The organism is Sorangium sp. So ce836 (genome assembly GCF_028553905.1).
In the GTDB taxonomy this organism is placed as follows: Bacteria; Myxococcota_A; Polyangia; order Polyangiales; family Polyangiaceae; genus Sorangium; species Sorangium cellulosum_D.
In genome coordinates this window covers 13,864,303-13,885,916 of sequence record NZ_CP102233.1, presented here as the reverse complement: position 1 = coordinate 13,885,916, position 21,614 = coordinate 13,864,303, and the positions used below count along the sequence as shown (strand labels likewise).

Below are 21,614 nucleotides of genomic sequence, written 5' to 3'. Positions count from 1 at the left end.
CGAGCCCCCGGCGGTCCCGTCATGCCCCTGGCGCAGCGACGTCTGGAGCCGTGCGGCGGAGCCCTCGCGCGCGGCGCGCCCGATCTCGAGGTCGCACGGCACGCCCGAGGAGCTCGCGCTCGGCTCCCGCCGCGCGTCGCGTGCGCTGCCGCCGGCCGACAGCGGCGCCGATGTTGAAGGGCACGTAGCTGGAGAAGGGAGTCCTTATGAATGTGATGGATGAGCCGATCGCGAGCCCTCCTCCGGTAGCGCTGCCATGGAGGACGGACCGGGGGCGCCTCCTCGCCGAGGGGTACACCGTGGTCCCCGGCGTCCTCGAGCCCGACGAGGTGCGCCGCTACCAGGCGCTCGCAAGCGGGATCCTCGCGCCGCAGCAGGCCAGGGACTACCAGGAGAAGCATGCCGCGATCGGCAGCCTGCTCGATATCCTGCGAGAGCCGGGGTTCGTCGACCTCATCGGACACCCGCGGGCCCTCGCCGAGCTCCGTCGCCTCGGGTTCGACGAGCCGCGCTACGAGCACGGCATCGTCTTCAACAAGCTGCCGAGGACGCCGCGGACGTTCTGGCACCAGGACTGCACGATCTGGAGTCACCCGGCCGCGTACGAGCCGGATCCGCACGAGCTGATCCTCATCTATTACCTCGTCGACACGACACCCCACAACGGCTGTCTCCGCGTCATCCCGGGCAGCCACAGGAGGCGCCACCCGCTCCATGAGCCGCTGCGCGGGGCCAGCATCCCGGACCTGGAGCGCATGCGGGATCCGAGCGCGCCCGCGTTCCACGGCTATCCCGACGAGGTCTCGATCCCGGTCAGGGCGGGCGATCTGGTCGTCGTCGACGTGCGCCTCCTGCACGCCACGCACGCGAACGACAGCGACGCGGAGCGAACCGCGCTGAGCCTCTGGTACATCCCGGCCTGCCGAGATTTACCCGAGTGCGTCCGCGCCCGCTTCACGCTCCGGACGGGCCTCGATGAGCGGCTGCCGTACGTGCCCGCGGGCTGGCGCGGCGAGGCCGCGGCGCGGCTCCGCGCGCTCTTGCCGCCTGTTTACGAGGGGAGCGCCGCGCCCTTGCCCTGGCACACCGACCCTGACGAACGGCTCCGCTGATCTGGAGGGCCCCATGAACCCGGTCACCGATTCTTCGCTTTCAACACGCATCCACCGCATCTACCAGGAGCTCGCGACCATGGGCTCCCTCGAGCCGAGCCAGCGGGTGAACCACCTGTTCAACGAGCTCGTGAGCATCTCCATGTCCCGGTCGCGCGGCGAGGTCGACGAGGTGCTCGGCGATCCGGTCGTGAGCGGGATCCGCGAGGGCCTGTGGCGCGTCTGCTCGCGCGGCGAGTTCGAGCTGGAGCGCCACTGGGCGCGGCGCATCGCCGCCGCGGACGACCCGGCGGCCGAGCTCCGGAGCTTCCCCTACGCCGTCAATTACGAGAAGCTAACCCGGCTCGAGCTCTCCAGCCTGCGGGGCGTGCGCGACGAGCTGCCGCGGCGCGTGCTGTTCATCGGCTCCGGCCCGCTCCCCTTCACCTCGATCCTGCTCGCGGAGCGCCATCGCCTCCCGGTCAGCAACATCGACGTCGACGAGGAGGCGTGCGAAGGCGCCCGCGCGCTCGCGCGGCGGCTCGGGCTGTCGGAGAGGCTCGAGTTCGTCTGCGCCGACGCCCTGTCCTGCTCCGATCTCTCGGAGTTCGACTGCGTGTTCCTGGCCGCGCTCGTCGGCATGAACCGGCGCGAGAAGAGCCGCCTTCTCCACCACCTGCACGGGGCCATGCGCCCGGGCGCCCTGCTCCTCGTCCGCAGCTCGCAGCGCCTGCGCACGCTCCTTTACCCCGAGGTCGACATCCACGGGATGGCGCCGTTCGAGCCGCTCCTGGAGATCCACCCGCACGACGAGGTGATCAACTCGGTGATCATCGCCGAGCGGCCTGGGCACGACCGGAGCGCCGGCTGAGGCGGCCGCATGCTAGGGTCCCGGCCTGTCGAACCCCGGCCGAGGACCCCTCCATGACCACGCCCCTGCTCCCCTCGAAGCTGCCGTCGACCGGCGTCAGCATCTTCACGGTGATGACGCGCCTCGCGAACGAGCACGGCGCCATCAACCTGTCGCAGGGCTTCCCGGATTTCGACTGCGCGCCGGAGCTCGTCGAGGCGGTGGCCCGGCACATGCGCGCCGGCCACAACCAGTATGCCCCCATGCAGGGCGTCTTGGCCCTGCGCGAGGCGCTGGCGACGAAGATCGAGCGGCTCTATGGCCGCCGCTACGATCCGGCGACCGAGATCACGGTCACCTCGGGCGCGACCGAGGGCATCTTCAGCACGATCACGGCGTTCGTCCGGCCCGGGGACGAGGTCATCCTGTTCCAGCCCTGTTACGACTCGTACGCGCCGGCCGTGCAGCTGAACGGCGGGACCCCCGTGTTCGTCACGCTCCGCTTTCCGGAGTACCGCGTCGACTGGGACGAGGTGCGGCGCGCGCTCACGCCGCGCACGCGGCTCTTGCTCATCAACTCGCCGCACAACCCGACCGGGACGGCGCTGTCGGCCGACGACATGCGCGAGCTCGCGAAGGTCGTGGACGGGCGGGACGTCCTCGTCGTCGGCGACGAGGTCTACGAGCACATCCTCTTCGACGGGCGCCGCCACGAGAGCCTCGCGCGGTATCCGGAGCTCTCGGATCGCTCCGTCGTCATCAGCTCCTTCGGCAAGACGTACCACACGACCGGCTGGAAGGTGGGCTATTGCGCGGCGCCGCAGCCGCTCTCGGCCGAGATCCAGCGGGTGCATCAGTTCGTGACCTTCGCGGTGAACGCGGCCACCCAGCACGCGTATGCCGAGGTCGTGATGCGCGACCCGCTCGCCGCCGAGCTCGCGGCCTTCTACCAGGCGAAGCGGGATCTCTTCCTGAGGCTCATCGAGGGCTCGCGGTTCCGCCCGCTGCCGTGCGAGGGCACGTATTTCCAGCTCCTCGATTATTCCGCGATCACGGCCGAGCGAGACGCCGACGTCGCGCTGCGCCTCATCCGCGAGCACGGCGTCGCCGCGATCCCGATCTCCCCGTTCCTCTCCGGCGTGGAGCCCGGGCCGGTCCTGCGGTTCTGCTTCGCCAAGCGGGACGAGACGCTGGAGCGCGCGGCGGAGAGGCTGCGCCGGGTCTGAGGGGCCCGCCGCGGCGGGCCCGACCGGCCCGTCAGGCGTCCCTCTTCATCGGCTCCGGAAAGAGCGGCCGCGCCCCGCTCACGGCGCGTACCTGGGGAACAGGTCCGCGATGGCGCTGCCGGTGAAGCCGCCCACCCAGCCCTCCGGCCGCTCGAAGAAGCGGATGGCCGCGAACAGGGGCCGGGGTCCCATATCGAACCAGTGCCGCATCCCGGCGGGCACGCGGATGAGATCGCCGCGCGTGCACACGATCTGGAGCACCTGCTGCCCGGCGTGCAGGTAGAAGCAGCCGCTGCCTTCCACCAGGATGCGGGACTCGTCCTCGGCGTGCGTATGCTCGGAGAGGAACTTCTTTCGCGCCTCTTCCGCGCTCGGCGCGTCCGGCTTCATCCGCACCACGTCCACGATCTCGTAGCCGTGCGCCGCGCGCTCGGCCTCCACCACGTGGCGGTAGGCGGCGAGCACCTCGTCCTGGCCGGCGCCGTCCGGCAGCGGAACGGACGCGTCCACGCGCTCGAAGCGGACGCCGACCGCGCCGAGCTCGCGGCGGATGTCGTCGACATCGGTGTACACGCCCGACGGCGTACCCGGCTGATCGTCAGGATAGATGGTCAGATGGCTCATCGGCGCAACCTCATCTTCTCGAGCTCGTAGGTGAGCAGGTGTTCCAGCGCCACGGTGTGGCGGCGCGCCTCGCGCATGGAGCGGCCCCAGGCATAGAGCCCGTGACCCGCGATGAGGTAGCCCACCGCCTCCGGGCGACGGGCAAGCTCCGCGGACACGCGCTCGGCGAGCCGCGGGACGTCCTGGTCGTTGGGGAAGACGGCGACCACGACGGTGGTCTCGTGGGTGCGCGTGTCGCCGAGCGCCTTGAGCAGCTCGAAGCCGCGCAGCGGGATCTCTCCCTCGCCCTCGCGCAGCGAGGACAGGAGCGCGCTGACGATCGAGTGGGTGTGCAGCACGGCGGCCACCCCGGGGCGCTCGCGGTAAAGCTGGAGGTGCAGCGGCGTCTCCGCCGAGGAGCCCGCCGGCGGCGGCTCGTGGAGGTCCGCCACCAGGATATCGGCGTCGGACAGCTCGCCCTTGTCCACACCGGAGCGCGTGATCGCCGCCGTGCGCGCGTCGAGCCGGCGCGAGAGATTGCCGCTCGTGGCCGGCACGGCGTCGCGCAGGCTCAGGAATCGACCCGCCTCCACGAGCTCCCGGGCAGCCTCGGCCAGGGGGGTCGAGGCCGGGGAGACCGCCATGGGAGGAGCTGCCGAGATGGTCACCTGTCCTCTCCTCGACCGCCATCTACGACAGGGCTCACACAAATGCAACTTGTTTGCATGTATCTCTCACCGCTCGGGCGTCTCGTGATCACGGCGCATGCAGGTGGCTCCGGTGACCACGGTTTCGGGCTCAGCGCGCGATGAGCACGACGGGCCCCGCGCGCCTCGGCCCGCGCGTACGCGGCGAGGAGAGCGCCAGCGCGACGGCGATCGCCGGTGCCGCTCTACATAGACTTCATTTCATTTGCAACTAAGTTACCTTAGTAGTATCAGGGGGCGCCCGGGATCAAGCCCGGTCGCCGCGGCGGCCCATCGACGTCGATGGACGCGGCTCGCCCACCATCCCCCCTTGCGCCGGGCGCCGCCGAATGGAGGCCTCATGCTGAAGTACACGTCCCAGCTCAGAGAGATCCCCCGTGACGTCGTCGCCGGCATGCTCCAAGACGTCGCGCGCGCCGACATCCCGTGGACCGAGAACTACTCGCGGTATCAGTCGGGCGGTTGGAAGACGGCCGCGCTCTACAACGCGACCGGAGACTCGCAGGAGAACGATCTCGCCGACGGCACGCCCGTCCCCACCGAGGTCGTCCCGCGGTTGCCCCGGGTCCGCGCCTTCGTCGAGGGGTCAGGCCTCAAGCTGATGTGGGTCAGGCTGCTGCGGCTCGATCCCGGCGCGTTCCTGTGGGAGCACACCGACTACGGGGCTCACAACCTGAGCCGCGTTCCCCGGCTGCGGCTCCACGTTCCCCTGAAGACCAACCCGGACGCGGTCATCGTCCTGCCCTCGCGCTCGGTCCACATGAAGAGCGGGTTTCTCTGGAAGCTGTCTCCTCACCAGACGCGCCATGGCGCCTGCAACCGCGGCTCCGAGGATCGGATCCACCTGATCCTCGATTGCTACATGAACGGAACGCTGGAGGCGCTCGTCTCCAGGGAGTTCCTGCATCCGGACGCGCTGCGGGACAAGCCGAGTCTCTCGGAGGAGCGCTTCGCGGAGCTCTGCCGCGCCGCCGACGCGCTGGCGCGCGGAGGGCGCCCGGGCGCCGCAGAGGACCTGTTCCGGAAGGCGTTTCACGATCACGACCTGGGCTCCCTGTCGAGCTACGACCTGCTCGCGCGCTATCACGAGGAGCGCGGCGACGCCGCCCGGCGGGATCACTGGCTCGGCGAGAAGATCACCTTCCTGAACCTCAACGTGCCCGGACACCCGTTCTATCAGCCCGCCCAGGCGTGAGGCCCGCAGCTCCGCCGATCGAGGATGGAGGACTGGGCTCGGAGCCGTCCCCGCCGTGCTCCCAGGTTCGCTCACGTCGGCCATCGCACCGCGCGTCCGGCGGCGGAAGCGGTGCCACGAACGGAAAAATGCGCGCGCTTGCCAGCGAGGCCGGCCCCCCATAGCATGAAAGGTTGCGGGCTCGCGGAGCCTCCGCGCTTCGAGGGGACGGCGGATCATGCTTAGGATCAAACACGTACAGACAGGCGCGTTGGACGACCTCTCGCTGACCGGCGCCGAGGCGCGCCCTCCGGCCCGAGCGGAGCGGGAGCGGCTCGCCGGCCCGCGCGACGCCGCCCCGCCCGGCGAGGGCCGCCTCAAGCCCGCCCCCGCCCGGCGCTGCGTCACGGCGCGCGCCGTCCGCTCCGACATGCTGCTCGTGCTGCTCGCCGCGCTCTCCGCGCTCGCCGCCGGCGGCGCCCTCGGGTGCGGCCACGCGTGCAACCACGGCTTCTCGCCGTGCCCGGCGGTGTCCCCCGCGACCACGGTGTCGAGCTCGGCGGCCGCGCAGGGCACCTGCCCGACCGAGTATCGCCCCCTGTGCCCGGGCCTCGACACCCGCTGCGTGACCGACCGGAACGGCTGCCAGGTCTGCGATTGCGCCGAGACCGGGGCCGCCCCGCTCCACCCCCGCGACGTGCAGGCGCCCGAAGAGCGATAGCCCGGGCGCCCGAGGCGTCAGCCGACGAGCCGCCGGAGCCGCTCGAGCAGCTCCGGGAAGCCGATCCCCTTGGCGAGCACCGCGTCGGGCGCCGGCGCCCCGCTGAGGTCGTCCTCGCCGCACCCGCTGAGCACCACCGCCTTCGCGGCCGGCAGGCGCGCCCGCAGCGCCGGCAGGAGGTCGGTGCCGCGGCCGTCGCCGAGGTTCTGATCGAGCAGCGCGAGATCGTACGCCGCCCCCTCCGCCGCGAGCATGCGGCCGGCCTCGGCGAACGAGCCGGCCAGGTCGACCTGGAAGCCCTCGTCCTCGAGCAGCGTCGCGAGCACCATCCGCGACGACGCGTCGTCGTCCACGAGCAGCACCGTCACGCGCATGCGGCCCCCTCTGCCCTCAGCATGTCCCTGGATCGCTCCTGGCGCGCGCGATCGTGTGCATCAGCTCGCGCACGCCGAACGGCTTGTGCAGGCAGGCGTACCCGCCCCGGCTCGTGAACGCGTGGATCAGCTCCGGCGCCGCGTGGCCGGTCATCGCGATCACCGTGATCGGCCTGCTCATCCGCCGGAGCTGCTCGTACGTCTTCACCCCGTCGAGGGAGGGCATGAGCAGGTCGAGCACGCACACGTCGACCGCCTCGTCGCGCGCGCGCTGGATCGCCGTGTGCCCGTCGTACACGGCCTCGGCCCGCAGCCCCGCCGCGTTGAGCCCCGCCACGATCGACTCCGCCACCGCGGGGAGGTCGTCCACCACGAGCACCCCGCGCGACCCGAGCGCCCGCGCGACGATCCGCATGAGGTGATCCATCGAGAACGGCTTGTAGATGACCGCGTACACCCCCTCGCCGATCCCCTCCTCGATGAGCTGCTCGATCGCGAACGCGGTCATCAGCACCACCGTGAGCTCCGGCTGGATCCGCCGGAGCTCCCGGAACGTCTCGACCCCGTTGAGGCCGGGCATCTTCACGTCGGTCAGCACGAGCGCGAAGCGCTGCTGCCGCACGAGCTCGAGGGCGTGCGCGCCGTCGCGCGCCTCGACGACCTCGTACCCTTCGAGCTCGAGGTTCGCGGCGACGGTGGCGCGCATCCCCTCTTCGTCGTCCACCACGAGCACCCGCCTGGTCGCTTCCATCGACGGCTGTCCCTTCCCCGCTCACGCGGGCTGCGCCGAGTGTACCTCCGGCGCCGCCGCGAGCGGCAGCCGGATGATGAACGTCGTCCCTGCGCCGGGCGCGCTCTCCACCCCGATCGCGCCGCCGTGCATCCGGACGATGCCGGCGGTGATGGCGAGGCCGAGGCCCGTCCCCTTCAGCTTCGTGCTGAAGAGCGGCTCGAAGATCCTCGCGAGGTGCTCCTCCTCGATCCCCGCCCCGTCGTCCTCCACCGTCAGGACCAGCGCGCCGTCGCACACCCGCGCAGACGCGACCACGCGGCCCTCGCGCCCGGCCGGGATCGCCTCGGCCGCGTTCTGGATCAGGTTGACGAGCACCTGACGGAACTGGTCCTTGTCGAGGCTCGGCACGGGCAGCGCGGCCGGCACCTGGTTCACGAGGCGCACGTGCGCGGGCGCCTCCACGACCGACATCGCGTCGTCCACGAGGGGCGCGAGCGGGCACGCGGAGCGGCAGAGCCTGCGCTCCCGCGCGAAGTCCAGGAGATCGCCGATGATCCGGGCGCACGAGAGCAGCTCCTTCTCCATGAGGACGAGGAGCTGGGCGACGCGCGCGTCGGCGCCGAGCTCGGTGCCGGCGAGGCGCTTCTTGAGGTAGTACGCCGCGTTCCGGATGGCGCCGAGCGGGTTGCGGAGCTCGTGGCCGACGCTCGCCGCGAGCTGCCCGATGGCGGCGAGCCGCTCGACGCGCAGCCGCGACTCCTGGGCCTCGCGCAGGCTCTCGGCCATGTGGCGGAGCGCGGCGCCGATGCGCCCGAACTCGTGCTTCCCGAGGTCGGGCACGCGGTAGTCGAGGTCGCCGCCGGCGATGCGCCGCGAGCACTCGGCGAGCGCGCCGAACCCCCGCGCCATCGCGCGCAGGAGCCCGCCGAGGAGCACGACGAGGAGCACGAGCGCCGCCGTCATCAGGGCGACGCTGGCGACCCGGATCCGCGCGCTCGCGCGGCCCGCCGCCGCGGCGTTCCGCGCGACGTCGCGCCGCGCGTCGCGGATGGCCGCGTCGATGTGGGGCACGAACCCGCGCTCGTACTCCGCCTCGGGGCGCTCCACGAACCGCCGGTTGGCGGCGAGCCGCTCCCCGCCGCTCGCCATGCGGGACACCTCGCCCACGTCCCCGGTGATCCTCGCGAGGCTCGCGCGCATCTTTCGCAGGCGCTCGTCGTCCTCACGCGCCTCGCCCGGCTCCGCGCGGAGGTGCGGGTGCTCGACCCACGCCCGCTCGAGCGCCTCCACCGCGGCGAGGTCCCGCGCGACGACCTCGGTCAGGTGACGGAGCTCCTCGGTGTCGCCGCCGCCGAGGGAGATCTCCGCCGCCTCCCGCATGTAGCGGCCGGCGTGGTTGGCGAGCGTGATGTGGCGGGTGAGCTGCTCGTACGACAGCTCGGAGCGCCGCTGGAGCAGCGAGAGCCGGTCGGACGTCACGTAGAGCGCGCCGGAGGCGAGCAGGACGACCGCCGCGGCCACGGCGAAGATCAGCGCGAGGGTCGCGCGGATGCTCATCGCGGCGCCTCCGGCGCGGCCGCCGTCACGGCGGCGGCTCCGCGGGGCCGGCGGCGGGCGGCGGCTCGGGCGTGGCCGCGAGGGGCAGCTCGATGCAGGCCCGCGTGCCGCGGGGCGCGGCGTCGGCGATGGTGAGCGTCCCGAAGTAGCGGCGCGCCACGCGCCCGGCGATGTTGAGCCCGAGGCCGAGGCGGCCGGGCTTTGTGGTGTAGAACGGGCGCGCGATCGCCTCGCGCTCCGCCTCGGGCACGCCGGCGCCGGTGTCGCCGACCTCGACGCGGTAGCGCGCGCCGACCACGCGCCCGCGCAGCGTGACCACCCCGCCGCCGGGCATCGACTCCGCCGCGTTCTCCACGAGGCACCGCACCGCCACGGACAGCTCGGCCGGATCGAGCTCGACCACGCCGTCCACCGCGTCGAGATCGACGCGGACCTCCGGATCGGCGATGCGCGCGCACGCCGCGGCCAGGCGGACGCACTCGAGGGCGCTCGCGCTCACCGGCCTGCGCCGGAGGTGCGGCCTGGCGTCGGTGACGCCGTCGACGAGCGCGCTCGCCGCGATCGCCTCCTCGTCGATGACGTGGAGGAACTGCTCCACCCGCGGATCGCCCTGGAAGGCCTGCTCCCGGGCGATCTTGCGCTTGAGGAAGAACGCCGCGTTGCGGATCGTCCCGAAGCAATTGCGCAGGTCGTGGCGCATCGTCGCGACGACCTCCTCGGCCGTCGCGATCTGCTCCGCCGCGCCGAGCGGATCTCGGCTCATCATCGCGGGGCGCGAGCTCCGCCGGCCCGCTCGGGGCCGTGCACGCCGCGGCGGGCCGTCACTTGAGGGTTCGGGCCGGGAGCCCGGCGTCCACGAGCCGCGCCCCGCCGAGGCAGATCGACGTGCGGGAGGACGGGGGCGGGTACGAGCTCACCCTGGCGCGCTGCGAGGACTGCGGCGCGTCGCGGGTCTCCGGCGACCTGTGCGACGGCGCGCTCCGCAGCGAGGGGGGCGCGACGGTCTCGCGCGGCGTGGACGGCGAGCCCGCGAGGGCGTCGACCGACCGCCGCGTGCTGGCGAGGCGCGCGAGCTCCAGGACGATCCGGGTGGTGCGGGCGGGATCGAACGGCTTGAGGATGACGTAGTGGCGGCCGCCCTCGCTGGAGCGGATGTACTCCTCGGCGCCGGTGATCAGCAGGCAGCTCGTGTAGAGCGGCAGGCTGGCGACCCGCTTGAGGAGCTCTTCGCCGTTCATGCCCGGCATCTTGTAATCGGAGCAGACCACGTGGAACTGGCCTGTGTGCAGCAGCTCGAGCGCCCGGTGGGCGGACACGCAGGTCGTGACGTCGACGTCATCGGCGAGGATCGCCGCGATGCTGTCCAGCATTCTCTGCTCGTCGTCGACGACGAGCACGCGCAGCCGCTCCTGGGCATTCAGGCTCACGATACTCCTCTTGTGTGCTCATACGGGGGTGGAACGCCGGCCTGGCGAGCGATCACGGGAGCCCTCGCGTCATGTCCCGCATGCCGCTCGGATCGCTCGCCAGGGCGAGGTCTCACGATGAAACCGCGCCGCGGCCTCGCGCCCTCGTGCCGATGCCTTCCAGCTCGGAGCAGCGGCGTGGGCAGATTAGGAATCTACACTACCCACCCTACTCGGTAAAGCAATTCCTGAGCTCATGCGCGATCGTCATCGCATGGGCACCGTCGCGTGGGTGCCTCGTCGCCGGTCGCGCGGGTTGCTCCGGGCTGCTCCTGGTCGCTCCTGGTCGCTCCTGGTGGCTCTTGCCGACTGGCTCGTTCACCGTTTTGAAACACTCGATTCACGTGAACGATAAGCGCGTCTGTAGGCGGCGCTCATGAATTGCACATCTGCAAGGAGCGCGCGATTTCAACTCTGCTCCGCGAAACAGGCCTACGTTGCAGTTCCGAAAGGAGCGCCTCGACTCGGCTCGGCTGTCCTCGGTCGCCGTCCGTCGCGTTCGGCGGCCTTCGGGCGCGGATCCTCCGGGACGATCGGCCCGAGGCGCGAGGTGCTCGCCCAGCTCGGGCGCGACGGGAACACCGAGCGCGGGCGTTACTTCTACGCTCACATCGGCGTCGATATCCCGCTCGCCGGGTCGGTCGCCGACACCGGCGACATCGCGCTCACCGAGCTGGAGGTCCTGTTCCGGACCGCGATCGTCTATCTCGCCCTGCTCGTCGTCGTGCGGCTGCTCGGCGAGCGGAGGTCCGGGCAGATCACGGGCAGTGCGGTACTCTGGCCGAAAGCGCGGGACTTTGGGGACCGCCAAGGCGCCAAGGACGCCAAGAAATTCCAGCAATTTGGCGTCCCTGGCGTCCTTGGCGGTTCGATCCTCTGCGGCGCGCGCCAGCCCCCGCCGTCCCGAGCAGCGCTCCTGGCTGACAGCGGAGTGACCGCCGCGATCCGGTCTGGTAGGGTGTCGGCCGTCCATGCCTCCGGCCATCGACAAGCGCGCGTTGCTCGCGGCCCTCAAGGATCAGCTCGCCCGCGAGCTCGAGCGCTCGACCGAGCGGGCGCGCGACGCCGCGAGCGCGGCGACCCATGAGGAGAACCGCGCCGAGGGCGACAAGGACATGCGCGCCACCGAGGCGTCGTACGTGGCGCGGGGCCACAGCGAGCGCGTGCACCAGATCGAGCAGGCGCTCGCGAAGCTCGGCGCCTGCGCGGCGCGCGACTTCGGCCCCAACGCCCGCATCGAGAGCTCGGCGCTGGTCGAGCTGGAGAGCGGGAAGCGGCGCGCGCTCTATTTCCTGCTGCCGGCCGCCGGCGGCGAGCGCATGCAGTTCGGGGGGGTCGAGGTGCAGACCCTGGCCACGACGAGCCCGCTCGGCGCGTCGCTGCTGGGCCTGTCGGAGGGCGACGAGGCCGAGGTCTCCACGCCGCAAGGGACGCGCTTCTACCTGATCACCAGCGTGCGGTGAGGCCAGGCCGCGCGGCCCCGCGGCGGCGGGCGCCCCGCCGGCCGCCGGGCTCGCTGCCGGGCCCGCCTCCAAAAAAAGCGGACCTCCGTAGGGAGCCCCTGCCCGGCGGCGTCCCACGGACGAACGACCCGCTCGGCACGATGCGGGCGACCCAGGAGAAGAGTCCATGATGCAGTCTCGTTGGTGGAGGCTTGGTGGGATCTTGCCGCTCGTCGGCGCGCTCGTCGGTGGGGCCGGTTGCACCGCGGAGACGGGCCAGAGCGACACGTCGCCGAGCGAGGAGGCCGCCGAGGCGGCGCTCGCCCGGGGGCCGTCGAGGGGCCGCCCCGGCGAGGCCGCCGGCCCTCGGAAGGGCTTCGGCGGGCACCGCGGCGGCCCGGAGCGCCTCCTGCGCGCCGCGCTCCACGAGCTCGACCTGTCGGACGCGCAGAAGGCGACGATCGAGGGCGCCCTCGAGGGCCTGCGCGACGGCGCGACGGCGCGCCCGAGGGACGGGGCCGCGTTCGCGGCGCTCGCCGAGGGCGTGCGCGCGGGCAAGATCGATCGGGCGGCGATCGAGGCGAAGCTGCCCGACGCCGGCCGCGCGGACGAGGAGCGCCGCGCGCGCGTCGCGGGGGCGCTGAGCACGCTGCACGCCACGCTCACGAAGGAGCAGCGCCGGCAGCTCGTCGACGCGATCGCCGCGAAGATGGACGAGCGCGGCGCGATGGGCCCGCGCGGCCCGCGTGGCGAGCGGGGCGGCCGACACCACCGCGGCCCGGACGGCGAGCGCGGCGCGATGGGCGGCCCGGGAATGAAGGGCGGCCCGGGCATGAAGGGCGGTCCGGGCATGAAGGGCGGCCCGGGCATGAAGGGCGGTCCGGGCATGAAGGGCGGTCCGGGCATGAAGGGCGGTCCGCTGGGCCACCTCCTCGGTGGGCTCGACCTGCGCGACGACCAGCGCGCGCAGATCGAGAAGGTCCTCGAGGGCATGCGGCCGAGCGACGCCGACAGGAGCGCGCGGCCTGCGGATCACGAGGCGAAGCGCGCCGAGATGCGCGCGCGGCTCGAGGCGTTCGCCGCCGACCGCTTCGACGCGAGCGCGCTCCTGCCCGCCGCGGACGCGAAGGTGGGCCCGCGGGCGCACCTCGACCGCATGGTCGACGCGCTGGCCGCGATCGCCCCGGTCCTCGACGAGGCGCAGCGCAACGCGCTCGCCGACCGCCTCGAGCAGGGCCCGGCCGCGGGCAGGCCCGAGCGCGGCCCCTTCCGCGGCGAGCGCGGCCCCTTCCGCGGCGAGCGCGGCCTCGAGCGCCGCTGAGCGCTCGTCCCGATGGCGCGCGCGGAGCGATGGGCGCAGAATCGCGGGGGCACGTGATCGTCGACCTGAGGCTCGTCGCAGCGCGCGTCGCCGGGGGCGACGACGCGGCCTTCCGGCAGATCGTCGAGCACACGCGCGCGCCGATGTACCGCCTCGCCGCGCGCCTCGTCGGCGACCTCGCCGAGGCCGAGGACGCCCTGCAGGAGGCGTTCGTCGACGCCTACCGCGCCCTGCGCGAAGGGCGCTACGACGGGAGATCGAAGGTGGAGACCTGGCTGTACCGCATCGTGACGAACGCCTGCCTCGACGCCCTCCGGCGCCGCCGCGACACCCCGCGCGAGGCGCCGACCGAGCCGCGCTTCGACGGCCTCGTGTCCGCCGAGGCGCGCGTCGCGCTGCGCGAGCTCGACGCCCTGCTCGCCGCGCTGCCGCCGCAGGAGCGCGCCGCGCTCGTCCTCGTCGCCGTCGAGGGGCTGCCCGCGAAGGAGGCGGCGGCCGCGCTCGGTTGCTCCGAGGGCGCCGTCGAGCAACGTTTGGTGCGTGCCCGCGCGGCGCTCCGCGCGCGACGGGCCGAGGAGGAGGCGCCGCATGCCTGACCGCGACGACGACCGGACCGAGCTCGATCGGGAGCTCGCGCGCCTCGCGGCCGCGACCGCGCGCCTCGACGCCGACGACCGCTTCACCGAGGCCGTGCTGCGCGCCGCCGCGGCGGCCGACGACCCGCTGGCCCGCATCGCGGCCGCCACCGCCGATCTCGCGCCGGACGCCGCCTTCACCGAGGCCGTCCTCCGCGCCGCCACGGCCGCGCCCCGGCCCGCGCGGCCCGCGATGGCCGACGGCATCGTCCGCTCCGGTCGCGCCGCCATCGCCGTCACCGCCCTCGCGGCGGCCGCGAGCGTCCTCTTCTTCCTGCAGACGCAGCGCGACGTCGACAGCGCGATCATGGCCTCCGTGGACGCCATCGAGGCGATCGAATGACTCCTTCCTCCTCCGCGCCCCCTCCCCCCGCGCCCCTCCCCCCGCGCCCCCGCCTCCCGCGCCCCCGCCCGCAGCCCCTGCGCGCTGGAAGCCCCTGGCCGTGCTCGCCGCCGTCTTCCTCTTCGGCGGCGTCGCCGGCGCGGCGCTCGGCCGCAGCATGGCCCTGCGCGACCTCGAGGCCACGCTCCGGGGCCCTCCGGCCGAGGCGCGCGCCCAGTTCCGTCTCCGGGCGATGCGCCGCCACCTCGACCTCACGGATCGCCAGGTGCGCGAGCTCCGCGCCACCCTGGCCGACGCCGAGGCCGAGCGGGACCGGCTCCTCTCCGAGTGCCGCCCCGCGCTCGACGCCCTCCGCGACCGCACCGACGCCCGCGTGAAGAGCGTGCTCACGCCCGATCAGCTCACGCGGTACGAGGAGCTCGATGCGGAGCGGCGGCGGCGTCCCGGCCCGCCGCCGCGCGGGCCGGGGCACCCCGGCCGCGGCCGCGGCCCGGGCGGCCGCGACGACTGACGCCAGCCGCTCAGAGGAGGTCCTCCTCCTGCAGGGCGCAGTTGACCCCGAACGCCGCGTCGGCGCCCTCGGCGGCGGCCACGACGGCGAGCAGCACGTCCCTGGACGCGTCCCCGGCGACGAAGACGCCTTCGCGGGTCGTCTCCTCGTGCTTGGCCGCCGTCTCCACGCCGCGCTCCTCGGTGACCTTGCAGCGGAGCTTCGCGGCCAGATCCGCCCCCTGCTCCTGCTTCGTCTTCAGGAAGAGGGAGCGCCGCTCCACGGCGCTTCCGTCCTCGAGCACGATGCGCTCGAGCATCCCGTCCCCGCCCTCGAGCCGGGCGATCCGCTCCTCGCGCACGCCGATCCCGTGCCGCGCGAGCCGTGTCGCGTCGGACCTGGACAGCGACGCTGGACCATCCGTGAACAGGATCACATCATCGCTCCACGTCTTCATCTTCAGGGCCAGCGAGACCCCCGTACAGCCCTGTCCATAGACGCCGATCGGTCGATCGCGCGCTTCCCAGCCATCGCAGTAGGGGCAGTGGTGCACGCTCTTTCCGTACATGGCGGGAAGGCCCGGGAGATCCGGCAGCCGGTCGACGAGCCCCGTGGCGAGCAGCAGCTTGCGGCAGCGCAGGCGCTCGCCGCCCTCCAGCGTCACCTCGAACCGCCTCGCGTCGCGGCGGACGTCGGCGACGGCCACGTCCCGGATCTCGACGCCGTAGGGCTCGAGCTGCTCGCGCCCCAGCCGCCTGAGCTCGGACGGCGCGGTGCCGTCGCGCGACAGGAAGCCGTGCATCGCGAGCGCTGCGTCGTTGCGGTACCGCCCCGAGTCGCACACGAGGACGCGCCTCCGGCACCGGCCCAGGATGAGCGCCGCGCTGAGCCCGGCCGGCCCTCCGCCGACGATGATCACGTCGTATCCCTGGGTCTCCTCGCTGCTCGTCGACATGGCCCGGCGGCCGGCTCGCAACGAGCGCGCCGAGGCCCCGTCGCGCTCGCCGCGCCCGCGAGCCGCACGAGGTGAGCTGGGCTCGAGGCGCCCGGCGCGCGCCCTCGCGACCGATCGCCGCGCCTCATCTTTCCCCTTCCCGCCCTCCCGTCGGAATCTTGCCATCACGCGCCGCTGCCGACCCGGCCATGCGCGCACGCCGTCGCACAGCGCGAGGCAGCGGCACACAGGCCGCTCGCCCTCGTTCTGTCAGGCCTTCATTCATTGTGAGATTTCGATCATCAATCGCTCTTCGCTCGCTTCGTTCGATTCGATGCGAGGCGCGATGAGCGGCGGCGCTCGGCACGACACACGGCCTCGCGCTCGCCCTCCACGCTCCGGACAGAGCAGAGTCACAATCATCGATTCAACAATTTTACACAGATGCTCTATTGAGCACTGGACACCGATGGCGATTCACCGGTAGAAAGAATTCGACCTTCGACGAGACCGCGAAGGGACGAACCCGGGGGGGACGACGATGTACCGGATCAGCACCGCTGATTTCGCAGCGCTGGCGCTCGTGTTTCTTGTGTCCTGCGTCACGGACCAGGAGGAGGAGGAGGGGCTCGTAGGAATTGCCCCTAATGCGCTTGAGTATCTCAATGCGCTCAATCCAAACGCGCTCAACCCAAACGCGCTCAATCCGAACGCGCTCAGCCCCAACGCGTTGAGCTTCAACGCCCTCAGCCCCGGCGCGCTCAGCCCAGCGGCCCTGCGCGCGATCCAGGATCCGGGCGCGGCGGGCGACCTGTCGCGCCAGCTCCTCAGCTATGTGGTCGGCTGTGCGCTCACCCCCGCGCAGTCGTTCAGCTTCTCGTGGACCGACGGCACGGGCACGGTCCGTCATGAGGTGTACTGGGGGCTCATCGGCCTCGTGCCGAGCTGGATCGACAAGCCGCTCGGCCAGACCGACCAGCAGTGGATCTCGGCGTGCCTCGCGTCGCGGACGAACTGGTACGGCGTCTCGGTGACGATCTCCTCACGAGCCGGCCATTGGGCCATCGACAAGACCGACACCCCCGAGCTCGCGAGCTACACGCGCATGGAAGGCGCGTTCTGGGGCAATCTCTTCGCCCCCGCTCCTTACCTGAACGCTTGCTACAACGCGGCCAACCGCGACCACTCGCGGTCGCTGGCCCGAGAGTGCGCCGCCGGCCACCTCGACGCCAGCGGCGCCGCGCAGCCATGCGGGATGATCAACATCCGGGGGACGTGCGACAGCTACTGCCAGCAGCTCAACACGCGCGGGATGTACTACCCGAGCTGCGTCAACCACCTCACCGGAAGCCCGGAATCGACCACGCGGGTGATCACCGTCTTCCTTCCTTAGAGCACCTCGAGGCCGCCGTCGACAGCGCGGCTCGGACCGTCGATCGCGGCCTACTTGCCCTGGCCGCCGGCCCCCGGCGGCACCAGCGCCAGCACCCGGGCCGGCGCGCCGCTGCCGCTCGCGAGCGGCAGCGGCGCGACCACCACGACCGCGCCGGCCTCGGGGAGCTGCTCCAGGTTGGCCAGGTTCTCGATGTGGTAGCCGCCCGCGCCGAGGAACGCCTTGTGCTGCTCGAACGTCTGGCTCGGCCCCGGATCGGTCGACAGCGTGTCGATGCCCACGCACCGCACTCCCCGCTCGCGCAGATAGCGGCTCGCGTCCACGGAGACCCCGGGAAAGTGCATCACGCCCTTCGCGTCCTGGTTCAGGTACTTCACCGGATCGGACCAGCGCGCGCCCCACCCGGTCCGGATCAGCACGATGTGCTTCGCGCCGAGCGCCCCGTGCCGCGCCTCCCAGCCCCGGAGATCGTCCACGGTGACCTGATGGTCGGGGCTCGCCGCGACCTTCGCCGTCACGTCCACCACCGCCGCCGGCCCCACGAGCTGCTCCGGCGCGATCTGCTCGACGGTCGGCGCCCCGGCCTTGAAGTGCGCCGGCGCGTCCACGTGCGTGCCCGCGTGCTCGTCCATCGCGAACCGGCTCGAGTAATACGCGTCCTTCTCGACGGTGCTGAGCGTCTCCGACGCATAGGGCTTGTTGCCGGGGAACAGCGGCATCTGCGGCGTGATCGGGTGCGTCAGGTCGACCACCCGCGCCGTGGCGACGTCGAGGACCGCGGGCGCGGCCTGCGACGCGGGCGACGGCGCCGCCCCGCCCTCGTGCGCCGCGGGCGGCGGCGCCGCGGCGGGCGGCGACCCCGCGGCCGACGCGCACGCCGAGAGGGCGAGCGCCGCAGGGCCCAGCGCGTACGCCGCCGCCCCCCTGGCACCCGCTTGAAGGAAGCCGACCACGCCCGTTCCGTGCGCCTTGTGCATGGCGCGCATGTCACCACGAGCCAGCCCCCGCCACAAGGCGCGCGGGCGGGCCCGCGCCCGGCTCAGACCTCGTGCAGCTTCACCCGGCGTCGCAGGTGGTTGAGCAGATCGATGCGGGTGACGAGCCCGACGAACTCGTCGCCGTCGGTCACGATCGGCACGAGCCCCGCGTCGAACATCGGCAGGAGATCTCGAATCGGCGTCCGCACGTCGACCGTCCGGAGCCGCGTCGTCATCGCCGTCTCCACCGGCTGCCGGAAGCGCGACACGTCGTCGACGGCCGCGAGGAGGAGGTCCGACTCGTCCACGAGGCCGACGATCTTGCCGTCCTCCAGGACCGGGAGCTGCGACACGTCGTAGAGCTTCATCCGCGCATAGGCGACCAGGAGCGCGTCCGTCCGCTGCACCGTGACCACGGCCCTGTCGGCGTGGCGGCGCGTGATCACGTCGCGCAGATCGCCTGTCGGTTCGCGGTCCGTGAAGCCCTGATCGGCCATCCAGAAATCGTTGTACATCTTCGACAGGTACTTGTTGCCGCTGTCGCACACGAGCGTGCAGACGCGCCTCGGCGACGACTGCTCGCGGCAGTAGCGCAGCGCCGCCGCGAGGAGCGTCCCCGACGACGAGCCGGCGAGGATGCCCGTCTTGGAGAGGAGCAGCCGGGCCGTCTCCAGGCTCTCTCGGTCGGAGATGGTGTACGCGTGCTTGACCCGGGAGAGGTCGAGGATCGGGGGGAGGAAGTCCTCGCCGATGCCCTCGACGAGCCAGGAGCCCGCCTTGCCGAGGTTGCCGGTCTTGACGTAGCCCGCGAGCACCGAGCCCTCCGGGTCGGCGAGCACCATCTCGCAGCGCGGCTGCGCCGCCGCGAAGTAGCGCGAGAGCCCGGTCATGGTGCCGCCGGAGCCGACGCCGCACACCATCGCGTCGATCCTGCGATCGAGCTGCGCGTCGATCTCCGGGCCGGTCCCGGTCTCGTGCGCGAGCGCGTTGGCGGGGTTCTCGAACTGGTTCACGTAGAACGCGCCCTCTTCGCGCGCGATGCGGGCCGCGAGATCCTGGTAGTAGCTCGGGTGGCCCTTCTCGACGTCGGAGCGCGTCATCACCACCTGCGCGCCGAGCGCCTTCAGGTGAAAGACCTTCTCCTGGCTCATCTTGTCGGGGATGACGAGCGTCAGCCGGTAGCCCTTCCGCGCCGCCACGAGCGCGAGGCCGAGACCCGTGTTGCCCGCCGTCGCCTCGACGACGTGCCGCCGATCGCCGCCGAGCTGCCCGGCGCGCTCGGCCGCCTCGATCATCGACAGGCCGATGCGATCCTTGATGCTGCCGCCGGGGTTCTGGCTCTCCAGCTTGAGAAAGAGCTCGCACGGGCCGGTGTCGAGCTGAGTGACCTGGATCATCGGGGTGCGGCCGATGAGAGAGACGATGTTCTCGGCGGGCGGAGGGATCGGCATCGGCGTCATCACCGCTCAACGGTCACACGGCGCGCACCGTCTGTCGAGGTGCTCGGCGCGCAGGTGGTGATGACGCGCGCGTCAACGCGGGCAGGCTTGGAAAACGGACAAAGGTCCGTTATGATGGATTATCCTTTGTGGCGCGCCGGTCGCGCGGCGGAGCGCGCGACCGGCGCGCCACAAAGGAAAGAGTGCTTCTCATCGATCGACCGCTGCCGGGGATCGCGGCGCTCGTCCCGGGCGTCAGCCGCGGCATCGGCATGGGGGGTCGCGCGCGGGCCCGACATCGCCCGGGCCGCGCGCGTCAGGCGGCGGGCCGCACGGCCTTCTTGAACGCGGCCGGGCCGAGCGCGTTCAGCACCTCGCCCCGGCGGAGGCCGCCGCGCCGCGCGGTCCCCACGCCGAAGCGCAGGTTGTGGAGCGCGTTCGTCGAGTGGGCGTCCGTCGAGATCACGAAGCGGATACCGCGCTTGCGCGCCTCCTTGATCCACCGGGGCTCCATGTCGAGGCGATACGGGTCTCCGTTCACCTCGACGGCGGCCCTCGACTCGGCCACGGCGTCGAGCACCTCCTCGACGTGGCACGCGAACGGCTCGCGCCGCTGGATGAGCCGGCCGAGCGCGTGCCCCCAGATCTTGAAGACCGGCTGCTTCATCGCGCTCACCAGCCTGCGCGTCATCTGGTCCGCGTCCATCTTCATGCGCGAGTGGATGCTCGCGATGATCACGTCGAGCTGCTCGAGGATCGCGTCCGGATAATCGAGCTTGCCCGACTCGAGGATATCGGACTCCGTGCCCCGGAGGAGCTTCACGCGCACGCGCTCCTGCACGCGGGCGATCTCGTCCCATTGCTGCTTGAGCCGGTCGAGGCCGACGCCGCCCGCGTAGTGGGCGGCGGGCGAGTGATCGGTGATGGTGAGGTATTTCATCCCCATCGCCTCGGCCTCCAGGGCCATCTCCTCGATCGTGTTCTTGCCGTCGGAGTACACCGTGTGGCAGTGCACCATCCCCTGGATGTCCCCCTCCTCGACGAGCGCGTCGTCGCGGCCGTCGCGGGTCGCGGCGGACACGATGTCCTCGGCGCCCTCGCGGAGCTCGGGCGCGATGTACGGGAGGCCGAGGTGCCGGTAGAGCTCTTCCTCCGTCTTGGCGGAGAGGCGTTTGTTGCCCCGGAGGAGGCCTCGCTCGTCGAGGGTGAGCCCGAGCTCGCGCGCGAGCGCGCCGAGCGCCGAGAGGTACGCGGGCGCTCCGGTCCTGTGGTGGAGCGCGGCGGCGTAGTACCGGGGCGGCACGCAGAGGAGCTCGCCCCGGAGGCCGCCCGAGAACGTCACCTTGCACCGCGCGTCGTCGCGCGCCTCGACCTCGGCGACGCGCGGGAACCGGGCGAACCAGTCGACCACCTGCGCGGCGTCGTCGGTCGCGGCCACGACGTCGACGTCGGCGACCGTCTCTTCCCAGCGCCGGATCGCCCCGGCGAGGTCGGCCTGCTCGGCGGCCGCGCACCCGCGCACGTGGGCGAGGAGCGGCTCGGCGAGCTCGAGGGCGTCCACGAGGAGGACGCGCTCGTCGCGCGTCTCGTAGCGGTAGATCCCCTCGAGCAGGCTCGCCTCGGTCTTCGCGCCGAAGCCCTTCACGGCGCGGACCTTCCCGGTGAGACAGGCCCTCTTGAGCTCCTCGACGCTGCCGACGCCGAGCGCGTCGTGGAGCGCCTTGATCCGCTTGAGGCTCATCCCCGGCACCTGGGAGAGCTCGAGGACGCCGGGGGGCAGCTCGGCGCGGAGCTTCTCGAGCTGCTCGGAGCGCCCGGTCTTGTAGAGCTCGGCGATCTGGGCGGCGAGCGCCGCGCCGATGCCCCTGAGCTCGGTCAGGCGCTTGTCCTGGACGAGCTCGCCGAGGTCGTCCGTGAGCTCCTCCAGGGCCTCGGCGCCGGCCTCGTAGGCGCGCGCGCGGTAGGGGTTCTCTCCCTTGATCTGGAGGAGCATGGCCGTCTCGCGGAGGGCCCGGGCGACGTCGAGCTTGTCGAGCATGGATGGGCGCGATGATAGCACCCGCGGAACGAAAGAGAGACTGTGTGGCTTTTTGCAACGAGGCAGTTTGCCACATGGACGCTGCGGAGGGCGCGTCTCG

22 protein-coding genes are annotated in these 21,614 nt (G+C 72.3%); 11 read left to right on the top strand and 11 right to left on the bottom strand.

Features of this window, described 5'->3' with window-relative positions:
• Positions 1-206 precede the first annotated feature (206 nt).
• From NQZ70_RS50710 to NQZ70_RS50700, 3 genes are read left to right on the top strand one after another with little or no spacing between them, the layout of a single operon-like run.
• Positions 207-1,112: a phytanoyl-CoA dioxygenase family protein gene (locus NQZ70_RS50710; protein ID WP_129580644.1), complete on the top strand. Its 906-nt coding sequence runs from the start codon at positions 207-209 to the stop codon at positions 1,110-1,112.
• A gap of 13 nt (positions 1,113-1,125) precedes the next feature.
• Positions 1,126-1,962, top strand: coding sequence for a nicotianamine synthase family protein (locus NQZ70_RS50705; RefSeq protein WP_129580643.1), 837 nt, complete (start codon positions 1,126-1,128; stop codon positions 1,960-1,962).
• Positions 1,963-2,015: 53 nt separating this feature from the next.
• A complete protein-coding gene (locus NQZ70_RS50700) occupies positions 2,016-3,167 on the top strand; it encodes a methionine aminotransferase (protein WP_129580642.1) in 1,152 nt (383 codons plus the stop codon).
• 78 nt (positions 3,168-3,245) lie between these two features.
• Here the strand turns inward: NQZ70_RS50700 and NQZ70_RS50695 are convergent, their stop codons facing one another.
• Both NQZ70_RS50695 and NQZ70_RS50690 read right to left on the bottom strand, forming a co-directional pair.
• Positions 3,246-3,791 (bottom strand): acireductone dioxygenase, encoded by a 546-nt coding sequence (locus tag NQZ70_RS50695; RefSeq protein ID WP_129580641.1) that lies wholly within the window; start codon positions 3,789-3,791, stop codon positions 3,246-3,248.
• A complete protein-coding gene (locus NQZ70_RS50690) occupies positions 3,788-4,438 on the bottom strand; it encodes a methylthioribulose 1-phosphate dehydratase (protein ID WP_237244807.1) in 651 nt (216 codons plus the stop codon). The genes NQZ70_RS50695 and NQZ70_RS50690 overlap by 4 nt, the downstream gene beginning before the upstream one ends.
• Positions 4,439-4,817: 379 nt before the next feature.
• Here NQZ70_RS50690 and NQZ70_RS50685 point away from each other — a divergent pair, with 379 nt between their 5' ends.
• Both NQZ70_RS50685 and NQZ70_RS50680 read left to right on the top strand, forming a co-directional pair.
• The gene (locus NQZ70_RS50685) at positions 4,818-5,672 is read left to right on the top strand and encodes an aspartyl/asparaginyl beta-hydroxylase domain-containing protein (protein WP_129580640.1); all 855 of its coding nucleotides are present in this window, start codon (positions 4,818-4,820) and stop codon (positions 5,670-5,672) included.
• 217 nt (positions 5,673-5,889) lie between these two features.
• Positions 5,890-6,372, top strand: a complete 483-nt coding sequence (locus tag NQZ70_RS50680; protein ID WP_129580639.1) for a hypothetical protein — start codon at positions 5,890-5,892, stop codon at positions 6,370-6,372.
• 17 nt (positions 6,373-6,389) lie between these two features.
• Here NQZ70_RS50680 and NQZ70_RS50675 read toward each other — a convergent pair whose 3' ends face one another.
• From NQZ70_RS50675 to NQZ70_RS50655, 5 genes are read right to left on the bottom strand one after another with little or no spacing between them, the layout of a single operon-like run.
• Positions 6,390-6,746 (bottom strand): response regulator, encoded by a 357-nt coding sequence (locus tag NQZ70_RS50675; RefSeq protein WP_129580638.1) that lies wholly within the window; start codon positions 6,744-6,746, stop codon positions 6,390-6,392.
• Positions 6,747-6,762: 16 nt separating this feature from the next.
• Positions 6,763-7,497: a response regulator gene (locus tag NQZ70_RS50670; protein WP_129580637.1), complete on the bottom strand. Its 735-nt coding sequence runs from the start codon at positions 7,495-7,497 to the stop codon at positions 6,763-6,765.
• 21 nt (positions 7,498-7,518) lie between these two features.
• Entirely contained in the window at positions 7,519-9,036 is a 1,518-nt protein-coding gene (locus tag NQZ70_RS50665) for a sensor histidine kinase (RefSeq protein WP_129580636.1), read from the bottom strand.
• Positions 9,037-9,061: 25 nt separating this feature from the next.
• Positions 9,062-9,802, bottom strand: a complete 741-nt coding sequence (locus tag NQZ70_RS50660; RefSeq protein ID WP_129580635.1) for a HAMP domain-containing sensor histidine kinase — start codon at positions 9,800-9,802, stop codon at positions 9,062-9,064.
• Positions 9,803-9,857: 55 nt separating this feature from the next.
• The gene (locus NQZ70_RS50655) at positions 9,858-10,463 is read right to left on the bottom strand and encodes a response regulator (protein ID WP_129580634.1); all 606 of its coding nucleotides are present in this window, start codon (positions 10,461-10,463) and stop codon (positions 9,858-9,860) included.
• Between the two features lie 1,010 nt (positions 10,464-11,473).
• Between NQZ70_RS50655 and NQZ70_RS50650 the strand changes: the two genes are divergently transcribed.
• The 5 genes from NQZ70_RS50650 to NQZ70_RS50630 all read left to right on the top strand — a co-directional run bounded on the left by NQZ70_RS50650 (position 11,474) and on the right by NQZ70_RS50630 (position 14,754).
• A complete protein-coding gene (locus NQZ70_RS50650) occupies positions 11,474-11,965 on the top strand; it encodes a GreA/GreB family elongation factor (RefSeq protein WP_129580632.1) in 492 nt (163 codons plus the stop codon).
• 166 nt (positions 11,966-12,131) lie between these two features.
• Positions 12,132-13,265, top strand: coding sequence for a Spy/CpxP family protein refolding chaperone (locus tag NQZ70_RS50645; protein ID WP_129580631.1), 1,134 nt, complete (start codon positions 12,132-12,134; stop codon positions 13,263-13,265).
• Between the two features lie 29 nt (positions 13,266-13,294).
• On the top strand, positions 13,295-13,861 hold the full coding sequence (locus NQZ70_RS50640) for an RNA polymerase sigma factor (RefSeq protein ID WP_129580630.1): 567 nt from the start codon (positions 13,295-13,297) through the stop codon (positions 13,859-13,861).
• Positions 13,854-14,243 (top strand): hypothetical protein, encoded by a 390-nt coding sequence (locus tag NQZ70_RS50635; RefSeq protein WP_129580629.1) that lies wholly within the window; start codon positions 13,854-13,856, stop codon positions 14,241-14,243. Before NQZ70_RS50640 ends, NQZ70_RS50635 begins: the two co-directional genes overlap by 8 nt.
• A gap of 100 nt (positions 14,244-14,343) precedes the next feature.
• Positions 14,344-14,754 (top strand): hypothetical protein, encoded by a 411-nt coding sequence (locus tag NQZ70_RS50630; protein WP_129580628.1) that lies wholly within the window; start codon positions 14,344-14,346, stop codon positions 14,752-14,754.
• A 10-nt stretch (positions 14,755-14,764) separates the two neighbouring features.
• On the opposite strand, the gene NQZ70_RS50625 is transcribed toward NQZ70_RS50630, so the two are convergent.
• Positions 14,765-15,688 carry an NAD(P)/FAD-dependent oxidoreductase gene (locus tag NQZ70_RS50625; protein WP_129580627.1) on the bottom strand — a complete coding sequence of 308 codons (924 nt, stop codon included), beginning with the start codon at positions 15,686-15,688 and terminating at the stop codon, positions 14,765-14,767.
• Positions 15,689-16,208: 520 nt separating this feature from the next.
• Here NQZ70_RS50625 and NQZ70_RS50620 point away from each other — a divergent pair.
• A complete protein-coding gene (locus NQZ70_RS50620) occupies positions 16,209-17,060 on the top strand; it encodes a hypothetical protein (RefSeq protein WP_129580626.1) in 852 nt (283 codons plus the stop codon).
• A gap of 50 nt (positions 17,061-17,110) precedes the next feature.
• Here NQZ70_RS50620 and NQZ70_RS50615 read toward each other — a convergent pair whose 3' ends face one another.
• The 3 genes from NQZ70_RS50615 to NQZ70_RS50605 form a co-directional block, all read right to left on the bottom strand.
• A complete protein-coding gene (locus NQZ70_RS50615; protein ID WP_237244806.1) occupies positions 17,111-18,037 on the bottom strand; it encodes a cyclase family protein in 927 nt (308 codons plus the stop codon).
• Between the two features lie 62 nt (positions 18,038-18,099).
• Entirely contained in the window at positions 18,100-19,497 is a 1,398-nt protein-coding gene (locus NQZ70_RS50610) for a cystathionine beta-synthase (RefSeq protein ID WP_129580624.1), read from the bottom strand.
• Positions 19,498-19,792: 295 nt separating this feature from the next.
• Complete coding sequence (locus NQZ70_RS50605; RefSeq protein ID WP_129580623.1) at positions 19,793-21,514, bottom strand: helix-hairpin-helix domain-containing protein; 1,722 nt, start codon at positions 21,512-21,514, stop codon at positions 19,793-19,795.
• Between the last annotated feature and the right edge of the window lie 100 nt (positions 21,515-21,614).

Bases quoted from the DNA above. Each gene is read 5' to 3' on its own strand.
- NQZ70_RS50710 (WP_129580644.1), top strand. From the start codon at position 207: ATGAATGTGATGGATGAGCCGATCGCGAGCCCTCCTCCGGTAGCGCTG.
- NQZ70_RS50705 (WP_129580643.1), top strand. From the start codon at position 1,126: ATGAACCCGGTCACCGATTCTTCGCTTTCAACACGCATCCACCGCATC.
- NQZ70_RS50700 (WP_129580642.1), top strand. From the start codon at position 2,016: ATGACCACGCCCCTGCTCCCCTCGAAGCTGCCGTCGACCGGCGTCAGC.
- NQZ70_RS50695 (WP_129580641.1), bottom strand. From the start codon at position 3,791: ATGAGCCATCTGACCATCTATCCTGACGATCAGCCGGGTACGCCGTCG.
- NQZ70_RS50685 (WP_129580640.1), top strand. From the start codon at position 4,818: ATGCTGAAGTACACGTCCCAGCTCAGAGAGATCCCCCGTGACGTCGTC.
- NQZ70_RS50680 (WP_129580639.1), top strand. From the start codon at position 5,890: ATGCTTAGGATCAAACACGTACAGACAGGCGCGTTGGACGACCTCTCG.
- NQZ70_RS50675 (WP_129580638.1), bottom strand. From the start codon at position 6,746: ATGCGCGTGACGGTGCTGCTCGTGGACGACGACGCGTCGTCGCGGATG.
- NQZ70_RS50670 (WP_129580637.1), bottom strand. From the start codon at position 7,497: ATGGAAGCGACCAGGCGGGTGCTCGTGGTGGACGACGAAGAGGGGATG.
- NQZ70_RS50665 (WP_129580636.1), bottom strand. From the start codon at position 9,036: ATGAGCATCCGCGCGACCCTCGCGCTGATCTTCGCCGTGGCCGCGGCG.
- NQZ70_RS50660 (WP_129580635.1), bottom strand. From the start codon at position 9,802: ATGATGAGCCGAGATCCGCTCGGCGCGGCGGAGCAGATCGCGACGGCC.
- NQZ70_RS50650 (WP_129580632.1), top strand. From the start codon at position 11,474: ATGCCTCCGGCCATCGACAAGCGCGCGTTGCTCGCGGCCCTCAAGGAT.
- NQZ70_RS50645 (WP_129580631.1), top strand. From the start codon at position 12,132: ATGATGCAGTCTCGTTGGTGGAGGCTTGGTGGGATCTTGCCGCTCGTC.
- NQZ70_RS50640 (WP_129580630.1), top strand. From the start codon at position 13,295: ATGGGCGCAGAATCGCGGGGGCACGTGATCGTCGACCTGAGGCTCGTC.
- NQZ70_RS50635 (WP_129580629.1), top strand. From the start codon at position 13,854: ATGCCTGACCGCGACGACGACCGGACCGAGCTCGATCGGGAGCTCGCG.
- NQZ70_RS50625 (WP_129580627.1), bottom strand. From the start codon at position 15,688: ATGTCGACGAGCAGCGAGGAGACCCAGGGATACGACGTGATCATCGTC.
- NQZ70_RS50620 (WP_129580626.1), top strand. From the start codon at position 16,209: ATGTACCGGATCAGCACCGCTGATTTCGCAGCGCTGGCGCTCGTGTTT.
- NQZ70_RS50615 (WP_237244806.1), bottom strand. From the start codon at position 18,037: ATGCACAAGGCGCACGGAACGGGCGTGGTCGGCTTCCTTCAAGCGGGT.
- NQZ70_RS50610 (WP_129580624.1), bottom strand. From the start codon at position 19,497: ATGACGCCGATGCCGATCCCTCCGCCCGCCGAGAACATCGTCTCTCTC.
- NQZ70_RS50605 (WP_129580623.1), bottom strand. From the start codon at position 21,514: ATGCTCGACAAGCTCGACGTCGCCCGGGCCCTCCGCGAGACGGCCATG.